This window comes from Paenarthrobacter sp. TRD_SC_7 (assembly GCF_056156245.1).
Window position 1 is genome coordinate 14,781 of record NZ_CM149587.1, and the last position, 24,449, is coordinate 39,229.

18 protein-coding genes, 1 tRNA gene and 1 pseudogene are annotated in these 24,449 nt (G+C 63.5%); 11 read left to right on the plus strand and 9 right to left on the minus strand.

Annotation, left to right across the window (positions count from 1 at the left end; all coding sequences use genetic code 11):
• Positions 1-62 precede the first annotated feature (62 nt).
• The 5 genes from hutG (at position 63) to AC0J5Z_RS00105 (ending at position 6,997) form a co-directional block, all read left to right on the plus strand.
• Positions 63-1,019: a formimidoylglutamase gene (gene hutG, locus AC0J5Z_RS00085; RefSeq protein ID WP_475036567.1), complete on the plus strand. Its 957-nt coding sequence runs from the start codon at positions 63-65 to the stop codon at positions 1,017-1,019.
• 62 nt (positions 1,020-1,081) lie between these two features.
• Positions 1,082-1,540 carry a hypothetical protein gene (locus AC0J5Z_RS00090; RefSeq protein WP_475036568.1) on the plus strand — a complete coding sequence of 153 codons (459 nt, stop codon included), beginning with the start codon at positions 1,082-1,084 and terminating at the stop codon, positions 1,538-1,540.
• A gap of 64 nt (positions 1,541-1,604) precedes the next feature.
• Positions 1,605-1,675: transfer RNA gene (locus tag AC0J5Z_RS00095), tRNA-Cys, on the plus strand.
• A 104-nt stretch (positions 1,676-1,779) separates the two neighbouring features.
• A complete protein-coding gene (locus AC0J5Z_RS00100) occupies positions 1,780-6,672 on the plus strand; it encodes an NAD-glutamate dehydrogenase (RefSeq protein ID WP_475036569.1) in 4,893 nt (1,630 codons plus the stop codon).
• A 103-nt stretch (positions 6,673-6,775) separates the two neighbouring features.
• Positions 6,776-6,997 (plus strand): hypothetical protein, encoded by a 222-nt coding sequence (locus AC0J5Z_RS00105; RefSeq protein ID WP_017198995.1) that lies wholly within the window; start codon positions 6,776-6,778, stop codon positions 6,995-6,997.
• A 187-nt stretch (positions 6,998-7,184) separates the two neighbouring features.
• On the opposite strand, the gene AC0J5Z_RS00110 is transcribed toward AC0J5Z_RS00105, so the two are convergent.
• The 3 genes and pseudogenes from AC0J5Z_RS00110 to AC0J5Z_RS00120 form a co-directional block, all read right to left on the minus strand.
• Positions 7,185-7,433: a hypothetical protein gene (locus tag AC0J5Z_RS00110; RefSeq protein ID WP_475036570.1), complete on the minus strand. Its 249-nt coding sequence runs from the start codon at positions 7,431-7,433 to the stop codon at positions 7,185-7,187.
• Positions 7,434-7,632: 199 nt separating this feature from the next.
• Positions 7,633-9,224, minus strand: a pseudogene (hutH, locus tag AC0J5Z_RS00115) (histidine ammonia-lyase).
• A 9-nt stretch (positions 9,225-9,233) separates the two neighbouring features.
• A complete protein-coding gene (locus tag AC0J5Z_RS00120) occupies positions 9,234-11,015 on the minus strand; it encodes a urocanate hydratase (protein ID WP_475036571.1) in 1,782 nt (593 codons plus the stop codon).
• 162 nt (positions 11,016-11,177) lie between these two features.
• Between AC0J5Z_RS00120 and AC0J5Z_RS00125 the strand changes: the two genes are divergently transcribed.
• On the plus strand, positions 11,178-11,615 hold the full coding sequence (locus AC0J5Z_RS00125; RefSeq protein ID WP_475036572.1) for an SRPBCC family protein: 438 nt from the start codon (positions 11,178-11,180) through the stop codon (positions 11,613-11,615).
• Here the strand turns inward: AC0J5Z_RS00125 and AC0J5Z_RS00130 are convergent.
• Complete coding sequence (locus AC0J5Z_RS00130; RefSeq protein WP_475036573.1) at positions 11,612-12,418, minus strand: IclR family transcriptional regulator; 807 nt, start codon at positions 12,416-12,418, stop codon at positions 11,612-11,614. The genes AC0J5Z_RS00125 and AC0J5Z_RS00130 overlap by 4 nt on opposite strands.
• Before the next feature lie 255 nt (positions 12,419-12,673).
• On the opposite strand from AC0J5Z_RS00130, the gene AC0J5Z_RS00135 reads away from it, so the two are divergent.
• Complete coding sequence (locus AC0J5Z_RS00135) at positions 12,674-14,110, plus strand: amino acid permease (RefSeq protein ID WP_475036574.1); 1,437 nt, start codon at positions 12,674-12,676, stop codon at positions 14,108-14,110.
• 81 nt (positions 14,111-14,191) lie between these two features.
• On the opposite strand, the gene AC0J5Z_RS00140 is transcribed toward AC0J5Z_RS00135, so the two are convergent.
• Positions 14,192-15,055, minus strand: a complete 864-nt coding sequence (locus AC0J5Z_RS00140) for an SDR family oxidoreductase (protein ID WP_475036575.1) — start codon at positions 15,053-15,055, stop codon at positions 14,192-14,194.
• Between the two features lie 105 nt (positions 15,056-15,160).
• Between AC0J5Z_RS00140 and AC0J5Z_RS00145 the strand changes: the two genes are divergently transcribed.
• A complete protein-coding gene (locus tag AC0J5Z_RS00145) occupies positions 15,161-15,526 on the plus strand; it encodes a winged helix-turn-helix transcriptional regulator (protein ID WP_091464815.1) in 366 nt (121 codons plus the stop codon).
• 82 nt (positions 15,527-15,608) lie between these two features.
• Here the strand turns inward: AC0J5Z_RS00145 and AC0J5Z_RS00150 are convergent, their stop codons facing one another.
• Both AC0J5Z_RS00150 and AC0J5Z_RS00155 read right to left on the minus strand, forming a co-directional pair.
• Entirely contained in the window at positions 15,609-16,358 is a 750-nt protein-coding gene (locus tag AC0J5Z_RS00150) for a 3-hydroxybutyrate dehydrogenase (protein ID WP_475036576.1), read from the minus strand.
• Positions 16,359-16,362: 4 nt separating this feature from the next.
• Positions 16,363-17,766, minus strand: a complete 1,404-nt coding sequence (locus AC0J5Z_RS00155) for an MFS transporter (RefSeq protein ID WP_475036577.1) — start codon at positions 17,764-17,766, stop codon at positions 16,363-16,365.
• A 137-nt stretch (positions 17,767-17,903) separates the two neighbouring features.
• Between AC0J5Z_RS00155 and AC0J5Z_RS00160 the strand changes: the two genes are divergently transcribed.
• The 3 genes from AC0J5Z_RS00160 (at position 17,904) to AC0J5Z_RS00170 (ending at position 22,367) form a co-directional block, all read left to right on the plus strand.
• Positions 17,904-18,800: a LysR family transcriptional regulator gene (locus tag AC0J5Z_RS00160; protein WP_475036578.1), complete on the plus strand. Its 897-nt coding sequence runs from the start codon at positions 17,904-17,906 to the stop codon at positions 18,798-18,800.
• A gap of 94 nt (positions 18,801-18,894) precedes the next feature.
• Positions 18,895-20,616 (plus strand): ABC transporter ATP-binding protein, encoded by a 1,722-nt coding sequence (locus tag AC0J5Z_RS00165; protein ID WP_475036579.1) that lies wholly within the window; start codon positions 18,895-18,897, stop codon positions 20,614-20,616.
• Positions 20,613-22,367, plus strand: a complete 1,755-nt coding sequence (locus tag AC0J5Z_RS00170; RefSeq protein WP_475036580.1) for an ABC transporter ATP-binding protein — start codon at positions 20,613-20,615, stop codon at positions 22,365-22,367. The genes AC0J5Z_RS00165 and AC0J5Z_RS00170 overlap by 4 nt, the downstream gene beginning before the upstream one ends.
• Here the strand turns inward: AC0J5Z_RS00170 and AC0J5Z_RS00175 are convergent.
• Both AC0J5Z_RS00175 and AC0J5Z_RS00180 read right to left on the minus strand, forming a co-directional pair.
• Positions 22,350-23,255, minus strand: coding sequence for a spermidine synthase (locus tag AC0J5Z_RS00175; protein WP_475036581.1), 906 nt, complete (start codon positions 23,253-23,255; stop codon positions 22,350-22,352). The two genes, AC0J5Z_RS00170 and AC0J5Z_RS00175, sit on opposite strands and share 18 nt — an antisense overlap.
• Before the next feature lie 308 nt (positions 23,256-23,563).
• Positions 23,564-24,403, minus strand: coding sequence for a sucrase ferredoxin (locus tag AC0J5Z_RS00180; protein ID WP_475039471.1), 840 nt, complete (start codon positions 24,401-24,403; stop codon positions 23,564-23,566).
• Positions 24,404-24,449 lie beyond the last annotated feature (46 nt).

The window sequence follows — 24,449 nt, forward strand, 5'->3', positions numbered from 1 at the left end:
TTCCAGACACACCCTTTACGACATGGCTGGTTTTAGGACTCCGCCTCGGGTGTGCTTGAAGCATGGGACCTAAAACCACCACCAACCTCACCGTAGATGTCTCCCCTGCCCCATGGACAGGTCGTTTCGATGGCGATGGCGCCGGGCACCGCCGGTGGTGGCAAGCCGTAGAACCCCACACCGCGTCCGCCGCCGCAGCAGCCTCGCGACCCGCCGTCGTGCTCGGTTTCTGCAGCGATGCCGGCGTCCTCCGCAACCAAGGGCGGGTGGGCGCTGCAACCGCTCCCTCCGCTATCCGCTCGGCGCTGGGTCCGCTGGCGTTCCACCTTGATCGTGACGTGTTCGACGCCGGTGATGTAGTCGTGGAGGACGACTCACTGGAGGCCGGCCAGGAGCGCGCCGGACGCGCCATTTCCGGACTGCTCGACGCCGACAACCTCACCGTTGTGCTGGGCGGCGGACACGAGACCGCGTTCGCCAGCTATCTTGGCGTGGCCGGTTCTGACGCGGTTCGCGGCAAGCGTCTGGGTGTGCTGAACCTGGACGCCCACTTTGACCTGCGGGACGAGCCGACGCCGAGCTCAGGCACGCCGTTCCTGCAGATGGCCCACGCGGAAAGCGCCGCTGGGCGCGAACTGCAGTACGCCGTCGTCGGAATTTCGGAGCCCAACAACACCCGAACGCTCTTCAACACCGCCCAGCGTTTGGGCGTGAAGTACCTGCTTGATGAGCTGTGCACGCCGGAAGCAGTGGAAGTCTTCGTTGCTGACTTCCTGGCCGGTGTGGATGTGCTGTACCTGACCATCGATCTGGACGTGATGCCGGCGTCAGTGGCGCCCGGGGTGAGCGCGCCCGCTGCCTACGGTGTGCCGCTGCCGGTGATCAGCGCGATCTGCCGCCAGGTAGCTGCGAGCGGCAAACTGCTGCACCTGGACGTGGCCGAGCTGAATCCGGAGTTCGACATTGATTCCCGGACCGCCAAAGTCGCGGCACGGTTGGTAAACACACTCCTCGCGTAGCCTTCCCGGGCCCTTTCCCGGCCGGCTTCCTCCGCTTAGCCTGTGTGGAGGAAAGGATGCCGATGCGCACACCTCTTGTGCAGGAAAAGTGGGCCTGGGTCGCGGGGCTGGCGACCGTTGCCCTCGGCTTGACCGCGCACATGGTCGCTGGCGGCAGCGCGCCGGCCATACCCCTCCTCCTGGCTTTCGCCGCACTCTGCTGCCTGGCCGCCCAACTGGTTGCCCGCTGGGTGCGCGGGCCCTTGTTGTTGCTGCTCCTTTCCGGGCTCGCCCAGCAGTTGCTGCATTTGGGTCTTGACGCCTTTGGAGGGTACTTCCCCGGCAGCGGGTTCCTGGATCACTTGCACAGCGGCCCGTTGGACGTGCCCGCAGAAGCCGGAGCCACCCCAGGCGGCGGCTCGGTCCACCTCATGCTCTACACGCACATGGCAGCGGCCATCCTCACGGTCCTTGTAGCATCCGGCGTCACAAAGCTGGCCGGACGTGCGTCATTGGCGGCAACCAAAAGCAATACAGCGTAGCCCTGCGAAAGCCAGGGAAATGAACTTTGTTCGCGCCGCATCCGGACGCCTAGTGTCGTTTGCACGTGGTGTACCCGAGAGGCCAGGGAGCTGCCTGCAAAGCAGCGCACGCGGGTTCGAATCCCGCCACCACGTCTTGGGGGCACAACCTCCCCGCGAGTTGGCATTTAGTGCCGATGTTCCGCTCAAACATTGGCGTTAAGTGCCATCTCGCGGCGGGTTTAAGCGATCATGAAAGCATGTCACCCAGGGTGGAGCCGGCGGACGGATTCCTGACCGACTACTACGAGCACGTGTCCGAGGACGACGCGCGCAACTACACCCCGGAGACGCTGCTGGAGCGGGCCCGCTACCACCGGTCTTTGGCGGAACGCCGCGAACCCGGGCAGGCGGTGATCGGCGTACTCAACGAGTCCGATGCCAGCGTTGTCGCGATCGTCACCGATGACATGCCGTACCTTCTCCCCTCCGTCACCGCAGAGATCGCCCGGGACACCGCTTCGCTCCGGCTCCTGGTCCACCCGACGTTCAGCGTCGACCGCGACCCTGCCACTCACCGCTTGACCGAAATCCACAGGGCACCACACCGCTCGGGGTTGCCTACCGGCGTCGAACCTTCCGCTGCCGGCTCTGCCGCCCGGCCGGTCACCCAACAGAACCCCGACGGCGGACCGCTCGCCGAAGCGTGGATGGCAATCGAAATCCCGCGGCTCCCGGATGAGGCGGCGGCGGAGCTCCTTGTCGGACGCCTGCAGAGAGTCCTGAACGACGTAAGGGCTGCCGCAGAGGACACCGAGGCAATCCATCAGGAACTGGCAAGCGCGGTCAGGACATTGGGCGAACTCGCAAGATCAGACCCAGAAGCCAAGGAATCGCAGGAGCTGCTGCGATGGTTGGGCGAAGGGAACTTTGTGTTCCTCGGCTATCGCGGGCACCGTGGGCTTGGCTTGCTGCGGGAATCAACCGACGATCGCGACGGAGGGTTCCCAGAGACAGGGGCCCACCTCCTCACGCTCACCAAATCCACGCGACGCTCCACGGTCCTTCGCCGCGCCTACCTGGATGAAATAAGCGTCGCCACGAAAAGAGGAACCCGCGAAGGCGCTGAGCATAGCTTTGTGGGTCTGTTCTCCCCCAGTTCGACGTCCCATTCAGCTTTGGAGATTCCGGTCATCCGCGACACCGTGAAGGAGGTCTTGCAAGCGTTTGGCTATCCGCCAAGCTCGCATCACGGCAAGGAGCTCCTCACAGTCATGGAGGCGTATCCGCGCGATGAGCTCTTTCATATAGGTGCAGAGCAGTTGGTGGCCCATGCCCGCGAAATTCTGCGCCTCCAGGAACGCCACAGCACACGGCTCTTCCTCCGTCCGGACTCCTATGGGAGGTTCATGACGGCGCTCGTATTCCTGCCCCGCCGCCGGTACAGCACCGCCGTCAGGCTCAACATCGAACGTGAACTGCGCGAGGCCTTCGGTTCGGACTCCATCGAGTTTGAGCTCCGCTTGGGCGAATCCGCCATGGCACGGGTATTCTTCCGGATCCTTTTGCCGCAATCGGCGACGCTCGGCCAAGGGATTCCCGGCGTCATGGACGCATCGGTCCTGGAGCCACGGATCATCGCCGCTACCAGGACCTGGGCACAGGGCTTGGCCGAGGCGCTGCAAGCTCGGTATCCCTCGGATGAGGCGGCGCGGCTCTCCCGAGAGTGGGCTGCCGCGTTCCCTGCCAGCTACAAGGCCGACTACGAAGTGGAGGATGCTGTTGAGGACATCACGAAATTCGAGAGCTTTCCGCCCGGTGAAAGCGAGGAAGCTGACCCACTGCTGACCGTCTATGAGCGTCCGGGCACTGCCGTTCTCACGGAGGACGCCCGCATCCGCCTGTACTTGACCCGGCCACAGAGTCTCACCCAGATTCTCCCGTTCTTCCACAATCTTGGACTAAAGGTCCTGGACCAGCGGCCGTTCGACGTGCAGCGGGCGGATGGTCGGCAGTTCTTCCTCTACGACCTCGGGCTCAAGTACCCACGCGGCGTGGACCCTTTGGCAACGGGTGATCTGTTGGCCGGTTCGTTCCGTGCCGCAATGCGCGGCGATGCGGAGTCGGACGCCTTCGATGCCCTGGTCATCAGGGAACGCATCGACTGGCGGAAGGTGGCTATCCTGCGCGCGTACGCAAAGTACCTGCGCCAATTGGGGAGCACAAACTCGTACGGCTTCATCGCGGACACACTCCGCGGAAACGCCAAGGCAACCCTTGCGTTGCTGGAGTTGTTCGAGGCAAAGTTCAACCCGGACAGCTACGCTCCGGATCTGTTCGATCCGGAACTCAACAACCGAACTGCGGTGCTGTCCGGAAGCGACGTTTTCGAGGAAGGCAGCAGCGAGCTCAGCCATCGGACGCAAGCAATTCACACAGCCCGGGCCAAACTGGCAGCAGCGATTGACGCCATCCCCGTCCTGGACGCCGACCGTCTACTTCGGACACTGTCCAGCTTGGTGGAAGCCACACTGCGTACAAATTTCTACTTGGACAAGCCGTACGTCAGCTTCAAACTCAATCCGTCCAGCATCCCGGCAGCCCCGGCACCCCGGCCAAAGTTCGAAATCTGGGTCTACTCACCCCGGGTTGAAGGGGTTCACTTGCGCTTCGGGCCGATAGCCCGCGGTGGACTCCGATGGTCGGACAGGCGCGAAGATTTCCGCACGGAAGTCCTTGGGCTGGTGAAGGCGCAGACAGTCAAGAACGCCGTGATTGTTCCCACCGGGGCCAAGGGCGGCTTCTTTCCCAAGCGGCTTCCCGACCCGGCGGAGGACCGCGCGGCCTGGCTCGCGGAGGGCCAGGAAAGCTACCGGACTTTCATCCGCGGGCTGCTGGACGTCACGGACAACCTGATGCCGGATCGCGACGGCGGCACCAACGGTCGCGTCGTGACGCCACCTCGCGTGGTGCGGCACGACGGCGACGACTACTACCTGGTTGTCGCTGCGGATAAGGGAACTGCCGCCTTCTCGGACATCGCCAACGCCCTCGCCGGTGAGTACGGTTTCTGGCTTGGGGACGCCTTCGCCTCCGGTGGCTCGGTGGGCTACGACCACAAGCAGATGGGCATTACGGCCCGCGGCGCTTGGGTATCCGTGCGGCACCATTTCAGCGAACTTATGATCGATTCCCGGGCCGAGGACTTCACAGTGGTGGGCATTGGGGACATGAGCGGTGATGTCTTCGGCAACGGCCTGCTCCTCTCCAACCACATCAAGCTGGTAGCCGCGTTTGATCACCGGCACATCTTCCTGGACCCCACACCAGACCCCATCGGGTCCTACGCCGAGCGGGAACGCCTCTTCAGGCTCCCCCGTTCCAGCTGGGCAGACTATGATCGCACCAAACTGAGCGACGGCGGCGGCGTCTTTGCGCGCACGGATAAATCCATCCTGATCACCGAAGAGGTCAGGCTGGCTCTGGGTTTGGAAGAAGGCACCGGATTGAAGGAAGGCGCCGATCCGAATAGCCAGTTGGCCATGAGCCCGCCGGAGCTCCTCCGGGCGATCCTCATGGCCCCGGTAGATCTGCTGTACAACGGCGGAATTGGCACGTACGTCAAGGCCTCCACGGAGTCCAATGCCGACGTCGGGGACAAGGCGAACGACGCCATCCGGGTGGACGGCAAGCAACTCCGCACCCACATCATCGCCGAAGGCGGCAACCTCGGGGTAACTCAGCGCGGCAGGATTGAGGCTGCTCTGACGGGCATTCTGGTGAACACGGACGCGATCGACAATTCGGCGGGTGTGGATTGCTCGGACCATGAGGTTAATATCAAGATCTTCTTGGACCGCATGATCGCCGCGGGAAGGATGTCCATGAAGGAGCGGACGGTATTCCTTCAATCGCTACAGGCCGAAGTGGGTCGGCTGGTGCTCAAGACCAACGATGACCAGAACGTCCTGCTCCTCAATGACAAGCAACTGGCCGTCGAATGGAGCCCCAGTTTCGAAAGGACCATGGACTGGCTGGAGTCCGTCACAGAACTGGACCGGAACCTGGAATTCCTCCCGAGCAACGACGAACTGCGGGCCCGCGTCCTGACAGGCAAGGGGCTGACCACTCCCGAGCTCGCCGTCTTGGCCGCCTACGCGAAGATCGAGCTGGCCAGGGAGCTCACGGAGGGTGGCCTTGCTGACGACCCCTGGTTCTCGCAAACACTCCGCGACTACTTCCCCCAACAGCTTTCGGAGCGGTTCGGCGAACACCTGTTTACGCATCCGCTCCGCCGGCAAATCGTTGCCACGGTGGTGGCCAACGACATGATCAACATGGGTGGCATTGCCTTCGCGTTCCGGGCCATGGAAGAGACCACCGTGTCAGCCGCTGCCGTGGCCCGTGCGTTCGTGGTGATGCGGAAAATTTGGGGTCTGGACTCTGTAACCCAGGAAATCGCCCAACTGCCGGCCAGCACGCCCAGCGAGCATGGCGCGGCCGTAGCGTTGGACATGCGCCGCCTGCTGGACCGCTCTGTGCGTTGGTACGTGACCCACGATTTTCGTGACAAGCCCATCGCCGACGCCCTGGTCCGGCTGGAGCACCCGATGTCCCTGATGCGGGCCAACTTCACCGGGTTCCTGCACGGCATCAACCTGGCGCACTCACTGAAGCGCCTTGCCCACACCGACTCCGTCGGCCTGCCCCACCCGCTCGGGATCCGGGCCTCCGAGCTCCTGGTCAGCTACGGCCTGCTGGACATCTCAGCGATTGCCGAGGAGCTTCAGGAACCAGCGGACGCCGTGGCAGAGGTGTACTTCGCCGTCTTCGAGCGGATTTCCGCAATCCCCCTGCTGGAACACATCACCATGCTCCCGCGGGACACGCACTGGGAATCGTTGGCACGAGCTGCGTTGAGGGATGACATGTATCTGGTGCTGGCCGACATGACCAAGGCCGTGGTCAGGCACACACCGAGCTCCCCGATGGCAGCTGATCCCGTGGAACGAATCACTGATTGGGAGCACGGAAACATCGAACAGTTGGCGCGCATCCAAGAGACCATCCAGGAGGCCATCAAGCCAGGTCCGGTGGATATTGCCGCCCTTTCGGTGGCAGTAAAACTACTCCGCGCCATGGTTCGCAGATGAGACCCGGATCACTGAGCTGCGGGTCATCTTACAAATACTTGACGCTCGCCCTCTATGATTGATGGGTCGCCCTCGCATGCGGCAAGTAATAGGAGGCCCCCAAATGACCCCTGCAATGATTGCAGAACGCGAAATTCGTCTGTCTTTTTCCAAGGCAGACGAGATCCACGACGGACTCGACCGCGCCGTGGATGCCCTGATCGAAAACGCAGCAGCAGACGCTAACTGCGGCATCTTGGTGACCCGGCACGAACCCGGCACCTACACAGTGGCTCTGGACGAATCCGTTCCCTTCGGTCAGACCCGCGAAGTACTCGCTGCCTGATTGCCACACCTAACGGCAGTCACGGCAACGAACAAAAAACCGGGGCCCGTTCCCTTTCCGCATCTACTACCCGCGGAAAGGGAACGAGCCCCGGTTTGTGTTTCAACAGCTATCCCCACCCAAGTAGGTCGCATTTAAGCGCGTTTTGAGCGTCCAAAACGCGCTTAACTGCGACTCAGTTGGGTGCCTACGCCCGGCGAAGAGTCACGCCGTCGGACTTCATGAACAGTTCTTTGCCCTCTTCGGTGACCCCGGGCCCCGAGTGCTCAAGCCACACCACGTTCCCGCTACCGGAAATTTCCTCGATGCGACCGGCGGCGATCACGTGCGCGTATTTGACCACTTCCACCCGTTCGCCAACTTTCAGCGTCTTCCAGTCGGTAACCGTAGCCGTGTGAGCGCTTCGCCTGGACAGGACTGCTCCGCGTGCCTTCATTGAACTTCTACCCCTTTGTGGATGTTCTCTGTTGTGTATTGAGTTGTGTGAACGGTTGACCGTCAAGCCCACGACATCGTTGGCGTGGACGTGACGTACACCATAAGTTTTACTACATTTGCCACGCCCCGGTGATTGCGTTGCGAACAAAGACCGGGGCATGACAAATATGCCCATCAAATGAGCGTCTTATTCGACGTCAGGCCAAAATCCCGACGGCGGATTCGGCGGCCGCGCGGACCGCGCCGGAGCCGACCAAACGGTCAGCTGCTTCCAGCTCGGGTGACAGGAACCTGTCAGCGCCCGGGCCCTGAACCACTTGACGAAGCACCTCAAGCACTGCCGTGCCGGCCGGTCCCGGGGTGAGTTCGCCGTCGGACATTTGCGTTCGCATGTCGATGGCGCGGGCGCTGGTGACAAGCTCGACGGCGAGCACGCGGCGGAGGTTCTCCACCGCCTTGCGCAGCTTCCGGGCAGCGTGCCAGCCCATGGACACGTGGTCTTCCTGCATGGCGGAGCTCGGGATGGAGTCCACCGAAGCCGGCACGGCCAGGCGCTTGTTGTCCGAAACCAGGCCGGCCTGCGTGTACTGGGCGATCATGAGGCCGGAATCGACGCCGGGGTCCCCAGCCAGGAAGGCCGGGAGGCCGTGGGAGCGGGCCGGGTCCAGCATGCGGTCCGTGCGGCGCTCGGCGATGGAGCTGAGGTCCGCGACGGCGATCGCCAGGAAGTCCAGGACGTAGCCCACGGGGGCGCCGTGGAAGTTGCCGTTGGACGTGACGCGGCCGTCCGGGAGGACCACCGGATTGTCGATCGCTGCAGCGAGTTCGCGGGAAGCTACCAACGCTGCGTGGTCTACGGTGTCGCGGACTGCGCCGGCAACCTGCGGTGCGCAACGCAGCGAGTATGCGTCCTGCACCTTGGTGTCGTTGATCCGGTGGGACGCGACAATCGGCGAGTTGGACAGCACGCGCAGCATGTTGTCCGCGCTGGCAGCCTGCCCGGGGTGCGGCCTGAGCGCGGCGTGGAGCTCCGGCAGGAACACCTGGTCGGTGCCCAGCAGTGCCTCGACGCTGAGCGCGGCGGTGATGTCCGCCGTCGCAAGCAACATGCGGATGTCGGCGATGGCCATCAGCAGCATCCCGAGCATGCCTTCGGTGCCGTTGACGAGGGCCAGGCCCTCCTTCTCCGCGAGGGTGACCGGCTCGATGCCGTGCTGCGCGAGCAGCTCAGCGACGGTCTGCTTCCGGGAGCGCCGTAAAGCTCGCCGTCGGGACCGGTTGCTTCGCCTTCGCCCATCAGTACCAAGGCGCAGTGTGACAGCGGGGCGAGGTCGCCGGAGCAGCCGAGCGAACCAAACTCGCGGACCAGCGGGGTGATGCCGGCGTTGAGGACGTCCACCATGGTCTGCAGGACAACGGGACGGACACCCGTGCGGCCGGATGCGAGGGTCTTGGCGCGGAGGAACATGATGCCCCGGACCACTTCGCGTTCAACCGCCGGACCCATGCCCGCTGCGTGGCTGCGGATCAGCGACTTCTGCAGCTGCGTGCGGAGGTCGTTGGGGATGTGGCGGTTGGCCAACGCGCCGAAGCCCGTTGAAATGCCGTAGGCGGGGACGTCGCTGGTGGCGAGGCTGTCGATGTGGGCGCGGACCTTGGCGACGTTATCCAGGGCATCCTGGGAGATGGTCACCTTGGCATCGTGGCGTGCGACGGCGACGACGTCTTCCGGGGTTACGCCGCTGGAGCCGAGGGTGACGGTGAGCTGTTCGTGGGTAGTAATAGTCACTTGTGTTGCCTACTTCTCTGGGGCCACGCGAGCAGGGTTCCCTGACCGAGCTTGCGAGGTTAGGGTGCTCGGGGGCATGGGGATGCGGACGCCGCGTTCGTTGGCGACCTCGACGGCGCGGTCGTAGCCGGCGTCGACGTGGCGGATGACGCCCATGCCGGGGTCGTTGGTCAACAGCCGTTCGAGCTTTTCCGCGGCCAGGTCGGTGCCGTCAGCCACGGAAACCTGCCCGGCGTGCAGGGACCGGCCAATCCCGACACCACCGCCGTGATGGATCGAAACCCAGGTAGCACCCGAAGAGGTATTGATCAGCGCGTTCAGCAACGGCCAGTCAGCAATCGCGTCGGACCCGTCAGCCATGGCCTCGGTCTCCCGGTACGGAGACGCGACCGAACCGGAGTCCAGGTGATCACGACCGATCACGATCGGGGCCTTGACCTTGCCCTCCTTGACCAACTGGTTGAACAACAACCCGGCCTTGGCCCGCTCACCGTACCCGAGCCAGCAAATACGTGCCGGCAAGCCCTCGAACTCCACCCGCTCCGCCGCAGCATCCAACCACTTATGCAGGTGCTTGTTCTCCGGGAACAACTCCTTGATCGCTTTGTCCGTGACGGCGATGTCTTCCGGATCCCCCGACAAAGCGACCCAGCGGAACGGGCCAAGACCCTCGCAGAACAACGGACGAATATACGCCGGAACGAACCCGGGGAACTCAAACGCCCGCTCGTACCCGCCCGTGCGGGCCTCATCACGGATGGAGTTACCGTAATCAAACACCTCAGCCCCGGCGTCCTGGAACTCCACCATCGCCTGGACCTGACGTGCCATCGAGGCCTGGGCCTTCTTCGTGAAGCCTTCCGGATCCGCCCCGGCCTCAACATGCCACTCGGCCACGGTGATGCCCTCCGGCAAGTAACTCAGGGGGTCGTGCGCGGACGTCTGGTCCGTGACCACATCAAAGGTCACCTCGCCGGCCTTATGCCGGCGCAGGAGTTCGGGGAAGACCTCAGCGGCGTTGCCCACATACCCCACGGACCAGCCACGGCGCTCATCCTTCGCGGCCTGGACCTTCCTGATCGCAGCATCCAGATCCGTCTCGACCTCATCCAGGTACCGCTTCCCGGCCCTACGGCGCAGGCGGGTCTCGTCCACGTCCACAATCAGGCACGCACCATCGTTCAGCGTGACGGCCAGCGGCTGCGCGCCGCCCATGCCACCACAACCACCAGTCAGGGTCAGCGTGCCAGCCAGCGGGCCCTCCGTGGAACCAGCCGGCGCCGGGGCGGGGTGACGGCCCTCCGCAGCGAGCTTGTTCCCCACCGCGGCGAACGTTTCGTACGTGCCCTGCAAGATGCCCTGGGTGCCGATGTAAATCCACGACCCGGCCGTCATCTGCCCATACATCATCAAACCCTCAGCCTCAAGCCGGCGGAACTCGGGCCACGTCGCCCAATCCCCCACCAAGTTCGAGTTCGCCAACAACACCCGGGGAGCCCACTCATGGGTGCGGAACACACCCACCGGCTTGCCCGACTGCACCAGAAGGGTCTCGTCCTTCTCCATCGTCTCCAGCGTCCGGGTGATCGCATCAAACGCAGCCCACGACCGGACCGCACGACCCGTACCGCCGTACACCACCAAATCATCCGGACGCTCAGCAACCTCCGGATCCAGATTATTCATCAACATGCGCAACGGCGCCTCGGTCTGCCACGACTTGGCAGTAAGCTCAGTACCCCGCGCGGCCTTAACCGGACGGGCACCAGAAGTGAAATCGGCGGGTGCCATGGGGACTCCTTCGTCTGTGGGAAGTGTGTGGTGGAAAGATCTTCTGCTTCTACTAAAGCCCCTTTATCAAGCGGCCGGAACGGCTTTTGGAGTGGTGCTGTCCGGGATTACAGACCCACCCAGCCCCTCGCCTTTAGGCGACAATGAGCGCATGCTGGACCCATGGCAACGTTCCGTGTATCGACCTTTGTCGCAGCACCACCCGAACACGTTTTCGCGACCTGGACGGATCTTGACCGGTACCCCGAGTGGATCGGCGGAGTCACCCGGGTGAGCGACCTCGTTGGTTCGATCGACGTGCCCGGCAGCCGCTACACCCTGTGGTTCGGGCGGATGGCCAGCCCCACCGAAATCCTTGAGGTTGAGCGGCCTTGGCACATCCACACGCGCTTCGGCAATGCCATCCTGAAGGGCGAGTCAGATGTGCGGTTTGCCAGCGAGGGAGAGGGCACCCGCATCCACCAGGAGTTCGTGACCCGGGGAGTTATCGCCGGAATCTTCGGGCGACTTTTCGCCATGGGGTCCTACCGGGGTAGCTTCCGAGGTGAACTGGAAACCTTCCGTAAACTCGTCGAGCGGGAAGCGTCGGGACCGCGCTAGCCCGCGGGGCGTCCGTGGATTCGCACGGACAGTTCGTCTGCCGCTTTACGGATGCGGGCAGCCAGCACCGGCCATTGCTCAGCCGGCACTTTGTCCTCCAAGAACGTGACGGCGACTGCCGCCGTCGGCCATCCCACATGGTCCGTCACAGCGGCGGCGATGGATCCGAAACCTGGCGTGATTTCCCCGTTTTCCGTGGCGTAGCCACGCTGCCGCACTTGGTCCAGATGGGATGACAACGCGGAGTACTTCATGATCGGGAACTCCACCTCGTGCCGCGACGTGAAGGCGGCGGCGTTCGGATAAAGGGCGCGAACCTGTGACTTTGGCAGGGCGGCAAGGATTGCGCGGCCCGAGGCAGTGAGGTGGCTGGGCAGGCGGACGCCGACGTCGGTCACCAGGCTCGGACGGTTCTTGGCGCGTTCTTCCACGATGTAGAGAACGTCACGGCCATGGAGCACCGCCAAGTGCGCACTCTCACCGATGACGTCAACCAGCGAAGCAAGCATTGGGCGGCCTAGCCGGGACAACGGCTCCTGCCTCGAGTATGCCGAGCTGAGCTCGAACGCGCTGATGCCCAGCCCGTAGCGCTGCTCTTCATGCAGGTGCAGGACGAAGCCATTCGCTTCCATCACGCCGAGCAGGTGGTACACGCTGGACCGCGGCAGGCCTAGCGCCGTTGCGATGTTCGACGCCGCCATCGGACCGCGGCGCGAGGCCAACAGTTTCAAGATTCGCAGCGTATTTTCGGCGGCTGGGACTTTTGACGTGGCCTTGCCTGGGGCGGTTGTCGTCGTTGTCATGCTTCCTCACTGCTCGGGCTTCAGGATCGTGGAACTGTTTTGCTGTCCGGTATCCCGTACTCCAGCGTGCACCCTTCGCAGTGCAACCACCAGTCCGGACGTATGCTACATGTCTGGAATACCGGACAGAGTCGGCTCGAACCGCACTGGACTGTCTGCGATCAAAGACACCAAACCCCCGTGAGTCCCATCACAAGCGCCCCAAAAGTGATCTGCTGGATAGCGATCCCCTCCCAAAGACGAGAAGGTTTTACTATGCAACAAACCAAGCTGGCTGCGGAGAGCTCTGTCCTCCAAGCCGCGGGTACGGCGCTCAGCCGAGGCCTCAACGTCCGCCACATCCGCTTTATGGCACTCGGATCAGCGATCGGCACGGGCCTCTTCTACGGGTCCGCTTCCGCCATCCAAAAAGCCGGCCCAGCAGTCCTGCTTGCCTACATTATCGGCGGCGCGGCCGTGTTCATGGTGATGCGTGCACTCGGCGAGATGGCCGTCCGACACCCTGTGTCCGGCTCCTTCGGCCAGTACGCAAGCAAGTACCTCGGCCCGTTCGCAGGCTTCGTGACCGGATGGACCTATGTGTTTGAGATGGCGATCGTGGCCATCGCCGACGTCACCGCCTTCAGTATCTATATGGGCTTCTGGTTCCCACAGGTGGACAGATGGATCTGGGTACTCGCGATCATCCTGTTCCTGGGCGCCATGAACCTGCTCAGCGTGAAGGTGTTCGGCGAACTCGAGTTCTGGTTCTCGCTCATTAAAGTGGTAGCGATTATCGCCATGATCGTCGGCGGTGCGGCGATCGTTGTGTTCGGCTTCCAAACGGGCGACGGCGGTGGCGTGGCACCGGGGCTAGGGAACCTCGTCAATCACGGCGGTTTGTTCCCGAACGGCTTCGAGGGGCTCCTGGCCGCGTTCGCCGTCGTGATGTTTGCCTTTGGCGGGATCGAGACGATCGGTATTACCGCCGGCGAGGCCACAAACCCCAAGAAGGTCATCCCGCAGGCGGTTAATACCGTGCCTGTCCGCGTTTTGTTGTTCTACGTACTGACTTTGGGTGTGCTGATGAGCATCTTCCCGTGGAACGAGATTGGCAGCAGCGGCAGTCCGTTCGTGCAGATCTTTGATGGCCTCGGCATCCCCGCAGCGCCCCACATTCTCAACGCCGTGGTCATTACGGCCGCTCTCTCTGCGATCAACAGCGACATCTTCGGGGCCGGTCGCATCTTGTTCGGTTTGGCTCAGCAAGGCCACGCGCCCAAGAGTTTTAGCAAGATCTCCCGGCACGGAGTTCCGTGGATGACCGTGGTAATGATGGGCGGAATCCTGCTGGTCGGCGTAATCCTGAACGCTGTCATTCCCGAGGACGTCTTCGTGCTCATTGCCTCGATCGCTACGTTTGCCACCGTGTGGGTCTGGGTGATGATCCTTGCTTCGCACGTCGCCATGAAACGGGAGATCAAGCGCAAGGGCCTGCCGGCGTCGGAGTTTGGTTCGCCGCTGTGGCCTGTCGCGTCGATCCTGACCATGGCGTTCATGACCATGGTGATCGTGATCCTGGGCGTCTTCGAGGACACGCGTGTTGCCTTGTACGTAGGCGGTTCCTGGCTCGTACTCCTGTTCGTGGCTTACAAGCTGTGGGTGCGCGGTGGTGGGCTGCGCCGGGCAGAGCTGGTGGACGAGACGGCCTAACTGCCCGCGCCGAGACTGCAGTTAATGCCAATGTTCACGCCGAACATTGGCATTAACTGGCATCTCGTGAGGGGGCTCGGCTCAGATGGCAGCAGCAGCGGAGCGGACGGCCTCGGACAAGGCAGTTGCCGGGCGCCCGATCAGTTTCCTGAGATCACCGGTGGTCACCAAAAGGTCGCCGCGGCCAATGCCCAGATCGGTATCGGCCAGGATCTGCGCGAAGCCTTCCGGTACCCCTGCGCCCGTCAGGAGATCGGCGTATTGGTCTGCCGGGAGGTCTCGGTATTCGATGGACTTGCCTGATGCAGCGCTAATTTCGGCGGCCAGCTCGTCCAAGGTAAATGCCTCGTCCCCGCCCAACTCGTAGATCCGGCCGGCCTGGTGCTCCGCAACCAGAACTGCGGCCGCAGCTTGCGCGTAGTCTGCGCGGGAGGCACCGCTAACCTTGCCGTTTCCGGCACTGCCCGCAAGCGCTCCCTGAGCCAGCGTTCCCGGCAACTGGTCGGTGTAGTTCTCGATGTACCAGCTGTTGCGAAGGAGGACGAAGGGGACGCCGGATTCTTTGAGGATGGATTCCGTGGCCTGGTGCTCTGTTGCCAGCTTCATGCGGGTGGTGTCTGCGTTGGCAATGCTGGTGTAGGCCAGAAGCTCAACACCCTCGGCTTTTGCCGCCTCAATAACCGTGCGGTGCTGCTCTACCCGCTGGCCGACGGCGCTTCCCGAAATGAGAAGGACCTTGGTGGCACCCTTAAGCGCTTGGGCGACCGACGCAGCGTCGTCGTAGTCCATTGCAGCGGCGCGAACGCCGCTAGCGACGAAATTGGACAGCTTTTCGATGGAGCGCCCGGTGGCGACGATGCTGTCAGCGGGCACATTGCGTTCAAGGAGGGCCTCAATGACGTGACGGCCCAGCTGGCCTGTTGCTCCGGTAATGACGATGCTCATGACGGGTTCCTTTCAAGGAAGTTGATGGTCGGTCACCGATCACAACCAGCGCTTCCATAGATAACTTCCCGAAAGAGAGTACGCACTTTAAGGTAAGGTACTGACATGAAAGTAAGTACCCTCCCTGCCACCGTCGCCGACGGCGTCTTCCCTGCCGGCTGCCCCAGCCGAACAGTACTGGACCACATCACCAGCAAATGGGGAGTGCTGATCCTGCTTTCACTTTCCGAAGGCGATCAGCGATGGAGCGAACTGCGCCGACGTGCTGAGGGCGTCAGCGAAAAAATGCTGGCCCAAACCCTGAAAACGCTCGAACGGGACGGGCTGGTACGCCGCGACGCACAACCCGTCATCCCGCCGCGCGTGGACTACAGCCTTACTGAACGCGGCCGCGAGCTCACGGCACTGCTTATACCCCTGGTGACCTGGGCCTTCGATAATGCCGAGGCAATCATCGGCGGCCAAAGTTAGCCCGGATCTCCGCGCCGAAACTACAGATAATGCCAATGTTCACGCCGAACATTGGCATTAACTGGCATCTCGCGGGGGCCGGCTATCGCGCCGACCACCCGCCGTCCATCGTGTAGCTCGCGCCGGTGACCATGCCGGCGTCGTCGGAGGCCATCCATGCTGCCAGCGACGCAACTTCCTCCACCTCCACCAGCCGTTTCACAGCAGACTCTGTGAGCATCACCTTGGCCAGGACCTCGGCCTCGGGGATGCAGTGGAGCCGGGCCTGATCGGCGATCTGTCGTTCCACCAACGGGGTCCTGACATACCCGGGGTTGATGCAGTTTGAGGTGACTCCGTGCTCGCCGCCCTCCAAAGCAGTGACCTTGCTGAGCCCCTCGAGGCCGTGCTTCGCGGACACGTACGCGCTCTTGTAGGCCGAAGCCCGGAGCCCGTGGACCGATGAGATGTTGATGATCCTGCCGAAGCCGTTGGCGTACATGTGCGGGAGGGCGGCCCTGATGAGGAGGAACGGAGCCTCCAACATCAGGGCAAGGATCCGCCGGAACTCCGCGGGTTCGAACTCCTCGATCGGCGCAACTTTCTGGATCCCGGCGTTGTTGACCAGGATGTCGCAGTCGAGGCTCAGGGTGGCAAGTGCATCGACGTCCAACAGATCCACCGTCCAAGCCGTGCCGCCCAGCTCATCGGCGAGGGCCGCAGCTCCGGAGGCATCGACGTCGGCCACTACTACTTTCGCCCCGCGTGCGGCGAGTGCCCGGGCGCAGGCCGCCCCGATTCCACTCGCACCGCCGGTCACCAGTGCTTTGCGTCCGTTCAAGGAGTTGTCCATGGAGCTAGCCCTTCATGCCGTGACTCGAGCCAGTGCCGGCCGTTGCCAGTCCATGCCGCACAGCATCGGCCTGGTCCACTTCCTGCAGCGCGATGCCCTTGGTTTCCTTCAGTGACACAACGGCCACGATGGTGATGGCGCAAGCGACCACCAGGTAAATCGCGGTGGGAACCCACGATCCGGTGTCCTTGAGCCACTGGGTTGCCAGCAGTGGCGCGAGTGAGCCGGCGAAGATCGAGGTGACCTGCGAACCGAGCGAAACGCCGGAGTAGCGCATGCGGGTGGGGAAGAGCTCGGACATGATGGCCGGCTGTCCTGCGTACATGAAGGCGTGCAGGCAGAGGCCGATGGTCACGGCGAGCACGATGATCACGGCGTTCCTGGTGTCGAACATCGGGAAGGCGAAGAACGGCCAGGTTGCGCCGGCAATTGCGCCTACAAGGTAGACGGGCTTGCGTCCCCACGAGTCCACGAGGCGTCCGACCTGCGGGATGACCAGGAAGTGGATGACGTGGGCGATCAAGAGTGCCAGCAGGAGCGAGGAGGTGTCGTACTTGTGGACGCTCTTGAGGTAGACGATCGCGAAGCTCACCACGAGGTAGTACATGATGTTCTCTGCGAAGCGGAGGCCCATGGCCTGGAGGATGCCCTTGGGATATTTGCGGATGACTTCGCCGACGCCGTAGCTGATGGCCTTGGACTCCTCCACCTGTGCCTTGGCTTCAAGGAAGATCGGGGCCTCGGTGACGTGGGTGCGGATGTAGTAGCCGACGAACACGATCACTGCGGACAACCAGAATGCGACGCGCCAGCCCCAACCGAGGAAGGCTTCGCTACTGAGGACTGTGGACATGACGAACAGGACCAGCGTGGCCAGGAGGTTACCCACCGGGACTGCTGCCTGCGGCCACGAGGACCAGAAACCACGCGACTTGTTGGGGCTGTGCTCAGCCACCAGCAATACAGCGCCGCCCCACTCGCCACCAAGCGCAAAGCCCTGGATGAAGCGGAGAGCCACCAGCATTGCCGGTGCCCAGTAGCCGATTTCCATGAAGCCCGGCAGGCAGCCCATCAGGAACGTTGAGACGCCTACGATCACGATGGTCAGCTGAAGCGTGGGCTTGCGTCCCAGTTTGTCGCCGATTTGACCGAACACGATTCCGCCGAGCGGACGGGCCACGAAGCCGACAGCGTACGTGATGAAGGCCTGAATGATGCCGTCCAGTTCGCTGCCAGTGCTCGGGAAGAAGTACTTGCCGAAAACCAATGTGGCGGCCGTGGCGTAGAGGAAGAACTCGTACCACTCCACCACGGTGCCAACCATAGACGCCGCGACAATCTTCTTGAGCCCGGAACCCTCGCCGGCGCCCTTCCCTGCTCTTGATGCGGAGCGCTGCTCTACGCTCATATCCATCTCCTCAGTGTCCTCTTTGACCCTTTTGAACGTGATGTGATCCACAACACGAAATGCTCCACTGAGTATTGCTGCAGATTCTTCTGCACTCAATGACCAAAGTGGCACCCTATGTGTGCAGAATTGCAGATATGAACCCGAACCCGGATGACCTACTCATCTTCCTTGCCGTCTCACGTTCAGGAAAATTTACGACGGCGGCACAAGCCCTGGGGCTGAACCACACCACCGTCTCGCGAAGGATAGCGGCGCTGGAGAAGGCGCTCGGCGGCAGGGTTTTGGCGCGCGCGGCGGGTGGTTGGGAAGTAACCGAGCTCGGCGTCGAAGCCGTTTTGGTTGCAGAGCGGATCGAAGCTGCGGTGAGTGCTCTGGGACCGAGCGACCGCGCACCCGACCCGATTACCGGCGTCGTACGCATGACCGCGACTGATGGCTTCAGCGCCTATATCGCCGCGCCAGCAGTAGCCCGTTTGCGAAGGGAGCATCCTGGGCTCAGCGTTGAGATCGTGACCGTGACGCGTCGGGCGTTGCAACAGCGCTCGGGCCTGGACATCGAAGTGGTGGTCGGGACCCCGCAGGTGCATCGCGCCGAAGCCATAAGGCTCGGCGAATACCGGCTGGGCATGTACGCCTCGCGCGCCTACCTGGCGGAACATGGAACGCCTTCCAGCATTGAGGAACTGACGCAGCACCAGCTTGTGTATTTCGTGGATTCAATGCTTCAAGTGGACGATTTGGATGCTCCTCGGCGGCTGGTTCCGACCATGCGCGATGGACTGAGTTCAACCAACGTGTTCGTGCATGTTGAGGCGACGCGGGCCGGAGCCGGCGTGGGCTTCCTGCCGTGCTTCATGGCTGACCGGCACGCTGACCTGGTGCGGCTGCTGCCCTCGGACTTCGCCGAACTCCTCCCCTACTGGATGGTCCTCCGACCGGACTCCATGCGCCGACCCGCGGTAGCCGCCGTCGTGCAGGCACTGCGTGAGGAGACAGAGGGCCGGCGGGAGGAGCTGCTCGGCTCGGAGTAGCGCGCCGACGTGGCACTTAATGCCAATGTTTGCCGAAAACATGGGGATTAGCTGCCATCTCGGCGGGAAACTGGCGGGCCATATCATGGTAAGCATGCCCTCCAGTTCGGTCTCCCGGCTCTTCAGCTTCACGTTGTTCGCCAATGGACGCTGGAAGCTGCTGTTGGCGGGTTGCGCTGGACTCTCCCTCCATCAGGTCAGCGAGGCTTTGGTGCCGGCAACCATCGGTGCTGCGGTGGACAATGCCATTCGACCGAACGACGCCGGCGCCCTCCTAGGGTGGCTGGGCGCGTTGGCTGTTGTGTTCGTCGTGCTGGCTCTTTCTTGGCGGCTGGGCACCCTGTCCACCGAACGGTCCTTCAACTACGGCTCGCACGACCTCCGCCAACTGGTGGTGGAGCGAACACTCCACCCCCGCGGAATGGCCGCCCGCCGGGCACCCGGAGAAATCGTCGCGATCGCATCCTCCGACGCAGACCGGGTTGCGGGACTGTCCTGGCTGATAGCTGGCGGCCTTGCTGCAGCCGCCGGCGTGATCGCATCGGCCGCCACCCTCCTCCTGATCTCGGTGCCCCTGGGTCTTGCAGTCCTTGTGGCGACCCCCATCATGCTGCTGGTAATGCACCGGCTCACCAAGCCGCTCGAAAACCGAAGCGACGTGGAACAGTCCACGGCCGCTCGCGCCGGCGCTTTAGCCACGGATTTCATCACAGGATCCCGTCCGCTCAAAGGGCTCGGCGCAGAAGACGCTGCCATCACGCGCTACCGCGCCGCGAGCCGGGCGTCACTCACTTCCGCCCTGAAAGCCATTCGAGCCAAGTCCGCTTACACAGGAGCGAGCACGGCTCTGTCGGCTGCCTTCCTTGCCGGTATCGCCTTCTTCGCAGCGTGGTTCGCGCTCCAAGGCACCATCACAGTGGGACAGTTGGTGGCCGTTGTTGGCGTGGCCCAATTCGTTCAGGGACCCATGGCATCGCTCGGGTTCCTCAGCGTCGAACTCGCCCGCAAACGCGCCTCAGCGGCACGCATCGCAGTCTTGCTGGAGGAACCTGACGCGGTGCCGGCATCTGAGGCAATGGAACGCACGACGCCGGAAGCTGGCTCAGCGGGGACAGTCACCCCGCTGACAGCGGCGGCACCGCTGCTCGAACTCCGGTCCGGCTCCGGCGACGTTGCTTTCCCGCCCTTCACGGCGTCCGCCGGCGAAATCGTGGGCGTCGTCCTCCCGGACAGCACCCATGCGAGGCTTCTGGTGGATACTCTCGGCTTCCGCAGGCCCGCCCCACGCGGCCTGGTGTCCATAGACGGACGGGACGCCGCCGAGCTCGATCCGGTCCACGGCCGTTCAAGGGTCTTTGCCGACAGTCACGACGGCGTCCTGTTCCGCGGCAATGTCCGCGAAAACGTGGCAGGATCCAGCACTGAACCGGAGGAACGCGCAATGGCGGCTGCCGCCGTCGAGGACTTTATCTCGCAACTGCCGGAAGGCACCGAGACCGTGCTCACCGGGCGCGGCCAGGGGCTCTCCGGCGGACAGCGGCAGCGTCTGGTGCTTGGCCGCTCGCTGCATCAAAAGCAAGCTGTTCTGGTCCTGCACGACCCCACTACCGCCGTGGATACCGCTACCGAAGCCGTCATTGCCGATGGCCTGCGGAACTTCCCGGACAAGGCCTTGGTGCTGGTGACTACCAGTCCCACGCTGCTCGCCGCCTGTCATCGGGTGGTGTTGGGAGGTTCGGACGGGCTACCCGAAACCGGCACACATCGCGAACTCCTTGCCACGTCCTCTGGCTACCGCGAGGTGGTGGGCTCATGAGCGCCGAAATCCTTCCCATTGCCACGCCCCGCGAGACCCGAAGAGCCATGTGGCGCCTGCTGGCGCAGCGGCCCGGCAGGCTCACCCTGACCATCCTCGTGCTCCTGGCAGCGTCCTGCTGCGGACTGGCAGCACCGGCCATCCTGGGCATGATGGTCAACATCGCGGCCAGCGGTGGGGACGCCATGTCCCTGCTCTGGCTGGCAATCGGTTTGTTGGTGGCCGGAGGCCTGGGCGCCCTGCTGGGCATTCTGGGCCAGAACCTGTTGGCACGGATCTGCGAGGAAGCCCTGGCAGGACTGCGCGAGGAAGTGTTCGCAGCAGCGGTTCGCAAGCCGCTCGCACAACTGGAAAAGGCGGGCATCGGCGACGTCGTGGCCCGCGTGTCCGGCGACGTCGAGGCGGTCAGTGAGGCAATTTCGGGAGTCCTGCCCGCGTTCACCAGCGCGGCTTTCACCATCGCCGTGACGCTGTTGGGCCTGGGTGTGATCGACTGGCGCTTCGCGGTGGCGGTGCTGGTTGCCGCGCCGCTGCAGATCTTTACCCTGCGCTGGTTCCTCAAGCGGACAGCCCCGATCTACCGGACCGTCCGGATCACCGAGGCCGTCCGGACCGAGCAGATCATCGAGACCGTGCACGGGTCCCCGTCTGTTTTGGCTCTGGGCCTGGGGCCGCGTCATGCGGATCTTGTGGCGGAAGCCTCGCACGAAAACATCGGCCACTCGCTGCGCGGCGTGGGATACCTGACCCGCTTCTACAACCGGCTCAACCTGGCAGAACTTATCGGTTTGTCCGCGGTGCTGGTGGTGGGCTTCTGGCTCCACGCCGAGGGCGCAGTGACCATCGGCGCGGCGACGGCTGCGGCGTTGTACTTCTACCGGCTGTTCGATCCGATCGGGCTGGTTCTGGGACAGTTCGACGAACTTCAAAAAGCCGCCGCAGGGCTGGGCCGAATGTTCGGGCTGACTATGTCCGCGGGGCCATCGACTGCCCCGCTCTCGTCGGCGGCCACGGACGCCGGCATCGTCCTGGACGACGTCACCTTCGCCTACCCGGGCCAGCGCCCGGCACTCGAACGGGTCTCCCTCACGGTGCGTCCCGGGGAGCGCGTAGCGATTGTCGGTACCTCAGGCGCCGGCAAGACCACCCTCGCCAAAGTCATCATGGGTTTGGAGCATCCCAACAGCGGGACCGCGTGGGTCGGCGGGCTGGACTCAGCCGTTGCTGCCCCGGCAGAGCTCCATGAGCGCATCGCCATGGTCAGCCAGGAGGTGCACGTCTTCTCCGGCTCGCTTGCTGAGGACCTCAAGCTCGCCAAGCCCGACGCTACTTCCGAGGAACTTTTGTGCGTCCTGCAGGAAGTCGGGGCCAGTTGGGTTGAAACGCTCGACGACGGACTGGAGACTTCCGTAGGCGCCGGCGGCCACCAGCTCACCCCCGAGCAGGCGCAACAGTTGGCTCTGGCACGTCTGATGCTGAAGAACCCGCCCTTCGCGATCCTCGATGAAGCCACGGCGGAAGCGGGAACCGGTTCTGCCACCATGCTGGACCAGGCTGCCGAGGCCGCGTTGTCCGGAAGGACGTCCGTAGTGATCGCGCACCGATTGTCCCAGGCAGCTTCCGCGGACACCGTGGTGGTGATGGAGCATGGGCGGATTGTCGAGTCGGGTTCCCATCAGGAACTGCTGTCCAGCGGCGGCCGGTACGCCCAGCTGTGGAAAGTGTGGAACAGCTCACTCAGCCGGAGTTGAGGGTTCGTCTGCCATCACGGCGACGGGGTCGTGGCGGACCGGGGTACCGGCGGCGAACGAGCGCACTTTGGCGTCGTCCCAGATGTGTGCGGGGACCCCTCCGCCCAGTAGCTTACGGGCCAAAGTGGGGTCATCGCCGAACGGCGCGTGGCTGCCGGCCATGATCATGTTGCCGTAACGGCGCCCCTTCAACATGGCGGGATCGGCGATGATCATCGTGTGCTCGAACGTGTCCGCGATGGTGGCGGCATCGGCCCTGGCATTCTTGAGGTCCGGGGCGTCGCCGGAATTGACCACGTACAGTCCATCGGGTGCGAGCACTGCATCTGCGTGAGCCGTGAACTCGCGGGTGGTCAGGGCGCGCGGCGTGAAGGCGCCGGCAAAAACGTCGCGAATGATCAGGTCCCGGGTGTCGGGCGTGAGGGACTCGGTAACCTCCCGGGCCTCGCCCACTCGAATCCGCAGCAACGGCGCCTTGGGAAGGTCGAACCAGCCTCGTACGAAGTCGGCCAGCTTGCCGTCGAGCTCAACAACCACCTGCCGGGCTTCAGGGTAGGCGGCGTGGAAGTAGCGCGCCATGGAGCATGCGCCCCCGCCAAGATGCAGGGCACGCAGCTTCGGTTTTTGTTCCCGGTGCCAGCGTGATTCAACCAAAGCAGCGATCCAGCGCATGTACTCAAAATCCAGGAACAGCGGATCTGCAAGGTCAATGTGCGAGCTCATGACGCCGTTGATCTTGAGCAGCCAGCCATTGGAGTTGTCCTGGTCCTGGATGAGCTCACAATCGCCGGTATCGATGTAGTAGACCCCCGCTACCGGACCGTCAGGGCGCGTGCCGGCAGGCACCTCGATGACTCCCGCCGTCGATCTTTTGCTGCGTTTTGCCACTACTTCCGCCCTGCCTGAGTCATGCTTCAAGCCTAGTGGAGCACCACATTACTTCGAACGGCCACATGAGTAATAAGGATACTTACAATTACGGGCTGTTGGGCCATAAGATCGATCCATGGACCTTGGTGAATTGGTGTGGGCGGAGGTGTTGACCGTCGCGTTCGCATGGCTGACGGTTGTCTGTTTGCTCCTGGCTCGTGTCCCCAAGCCGCCGAGCATCCTCGACTCACCGCTGGACATGGATCAACCCGAGGATTCGGAATCCGGTTATGAGGATTTCCGGCGAAGCCTGCGATCCACAAGTTTCAGGTTTCACGGACGGAAGTGGGTTCGTAGACCATGACCGACCCCATCGCCGGCGCGAGGCAGGTCAGCTGACACGGCTGCGAGCGGCGGGCCTGCAGTTCCACTTCAATACGTGCCGGGTGGGGCGGGCAGCCGGTGATGTGGATGCGCCACTGGTCCCCCTCGCGCACAGTCTCAGTGATCGCATAGTCATGCCGGCCGGCCGGTCCGAAATGATCGAGCACGGCCACGATGGCTGCCTGCTGTTGAGGGAGGAGGTCCGTGTATCCGCGCAGATACTCTGCGCGGATACGGTCGGCAAGGTGCTCCTCAATCGTGGAAAGGGAGGACCCGGCATCGAGTCCGCCGTAGTACACGCCGTCGGGAGCGACCACCGCGGTAGCTGCGAACCTGTCACCGCCAACGTGGGAGCACTCCCACACCAATTCCGGCCAACGCTCGCTCAGTGCACGTCCCGCGGGCCGGCCACGCACTGCGCAGCAGGGGTCATGCCGGCCATGGGCGCAGATCAGGATGACCGGTGGAAAACCGGTCTCTCCCGGAGATGCCAGGGCCGAAGCTATCTCCGCAAGGTCCCCATCGCGGTCCCACGTTCCCCATTGCTGTTGATAGGCGCCTGAGACTTCATGGCGCAGCACGGCCCAACGGCTGGGACCGGGACGCCGGCGGGGGCCAGGCCGCCGCACCAAGAGAACCCGTGCCCGCGCCGTCCGCGCGGCGGACGATACGAGGGCTTTGGTCCCGGCCTCCAGGTCAAGGCCATCGAAGCCGTTGGGCGGCCATCCGCCCCGGTACTCTATGAGGACCCACACCAGGCCGGGTGATGCCGTGCCTGCCATCGGGTCGCCGCGCATCCGGGAGCCTTCCGCGCAGAACAAACGTTCC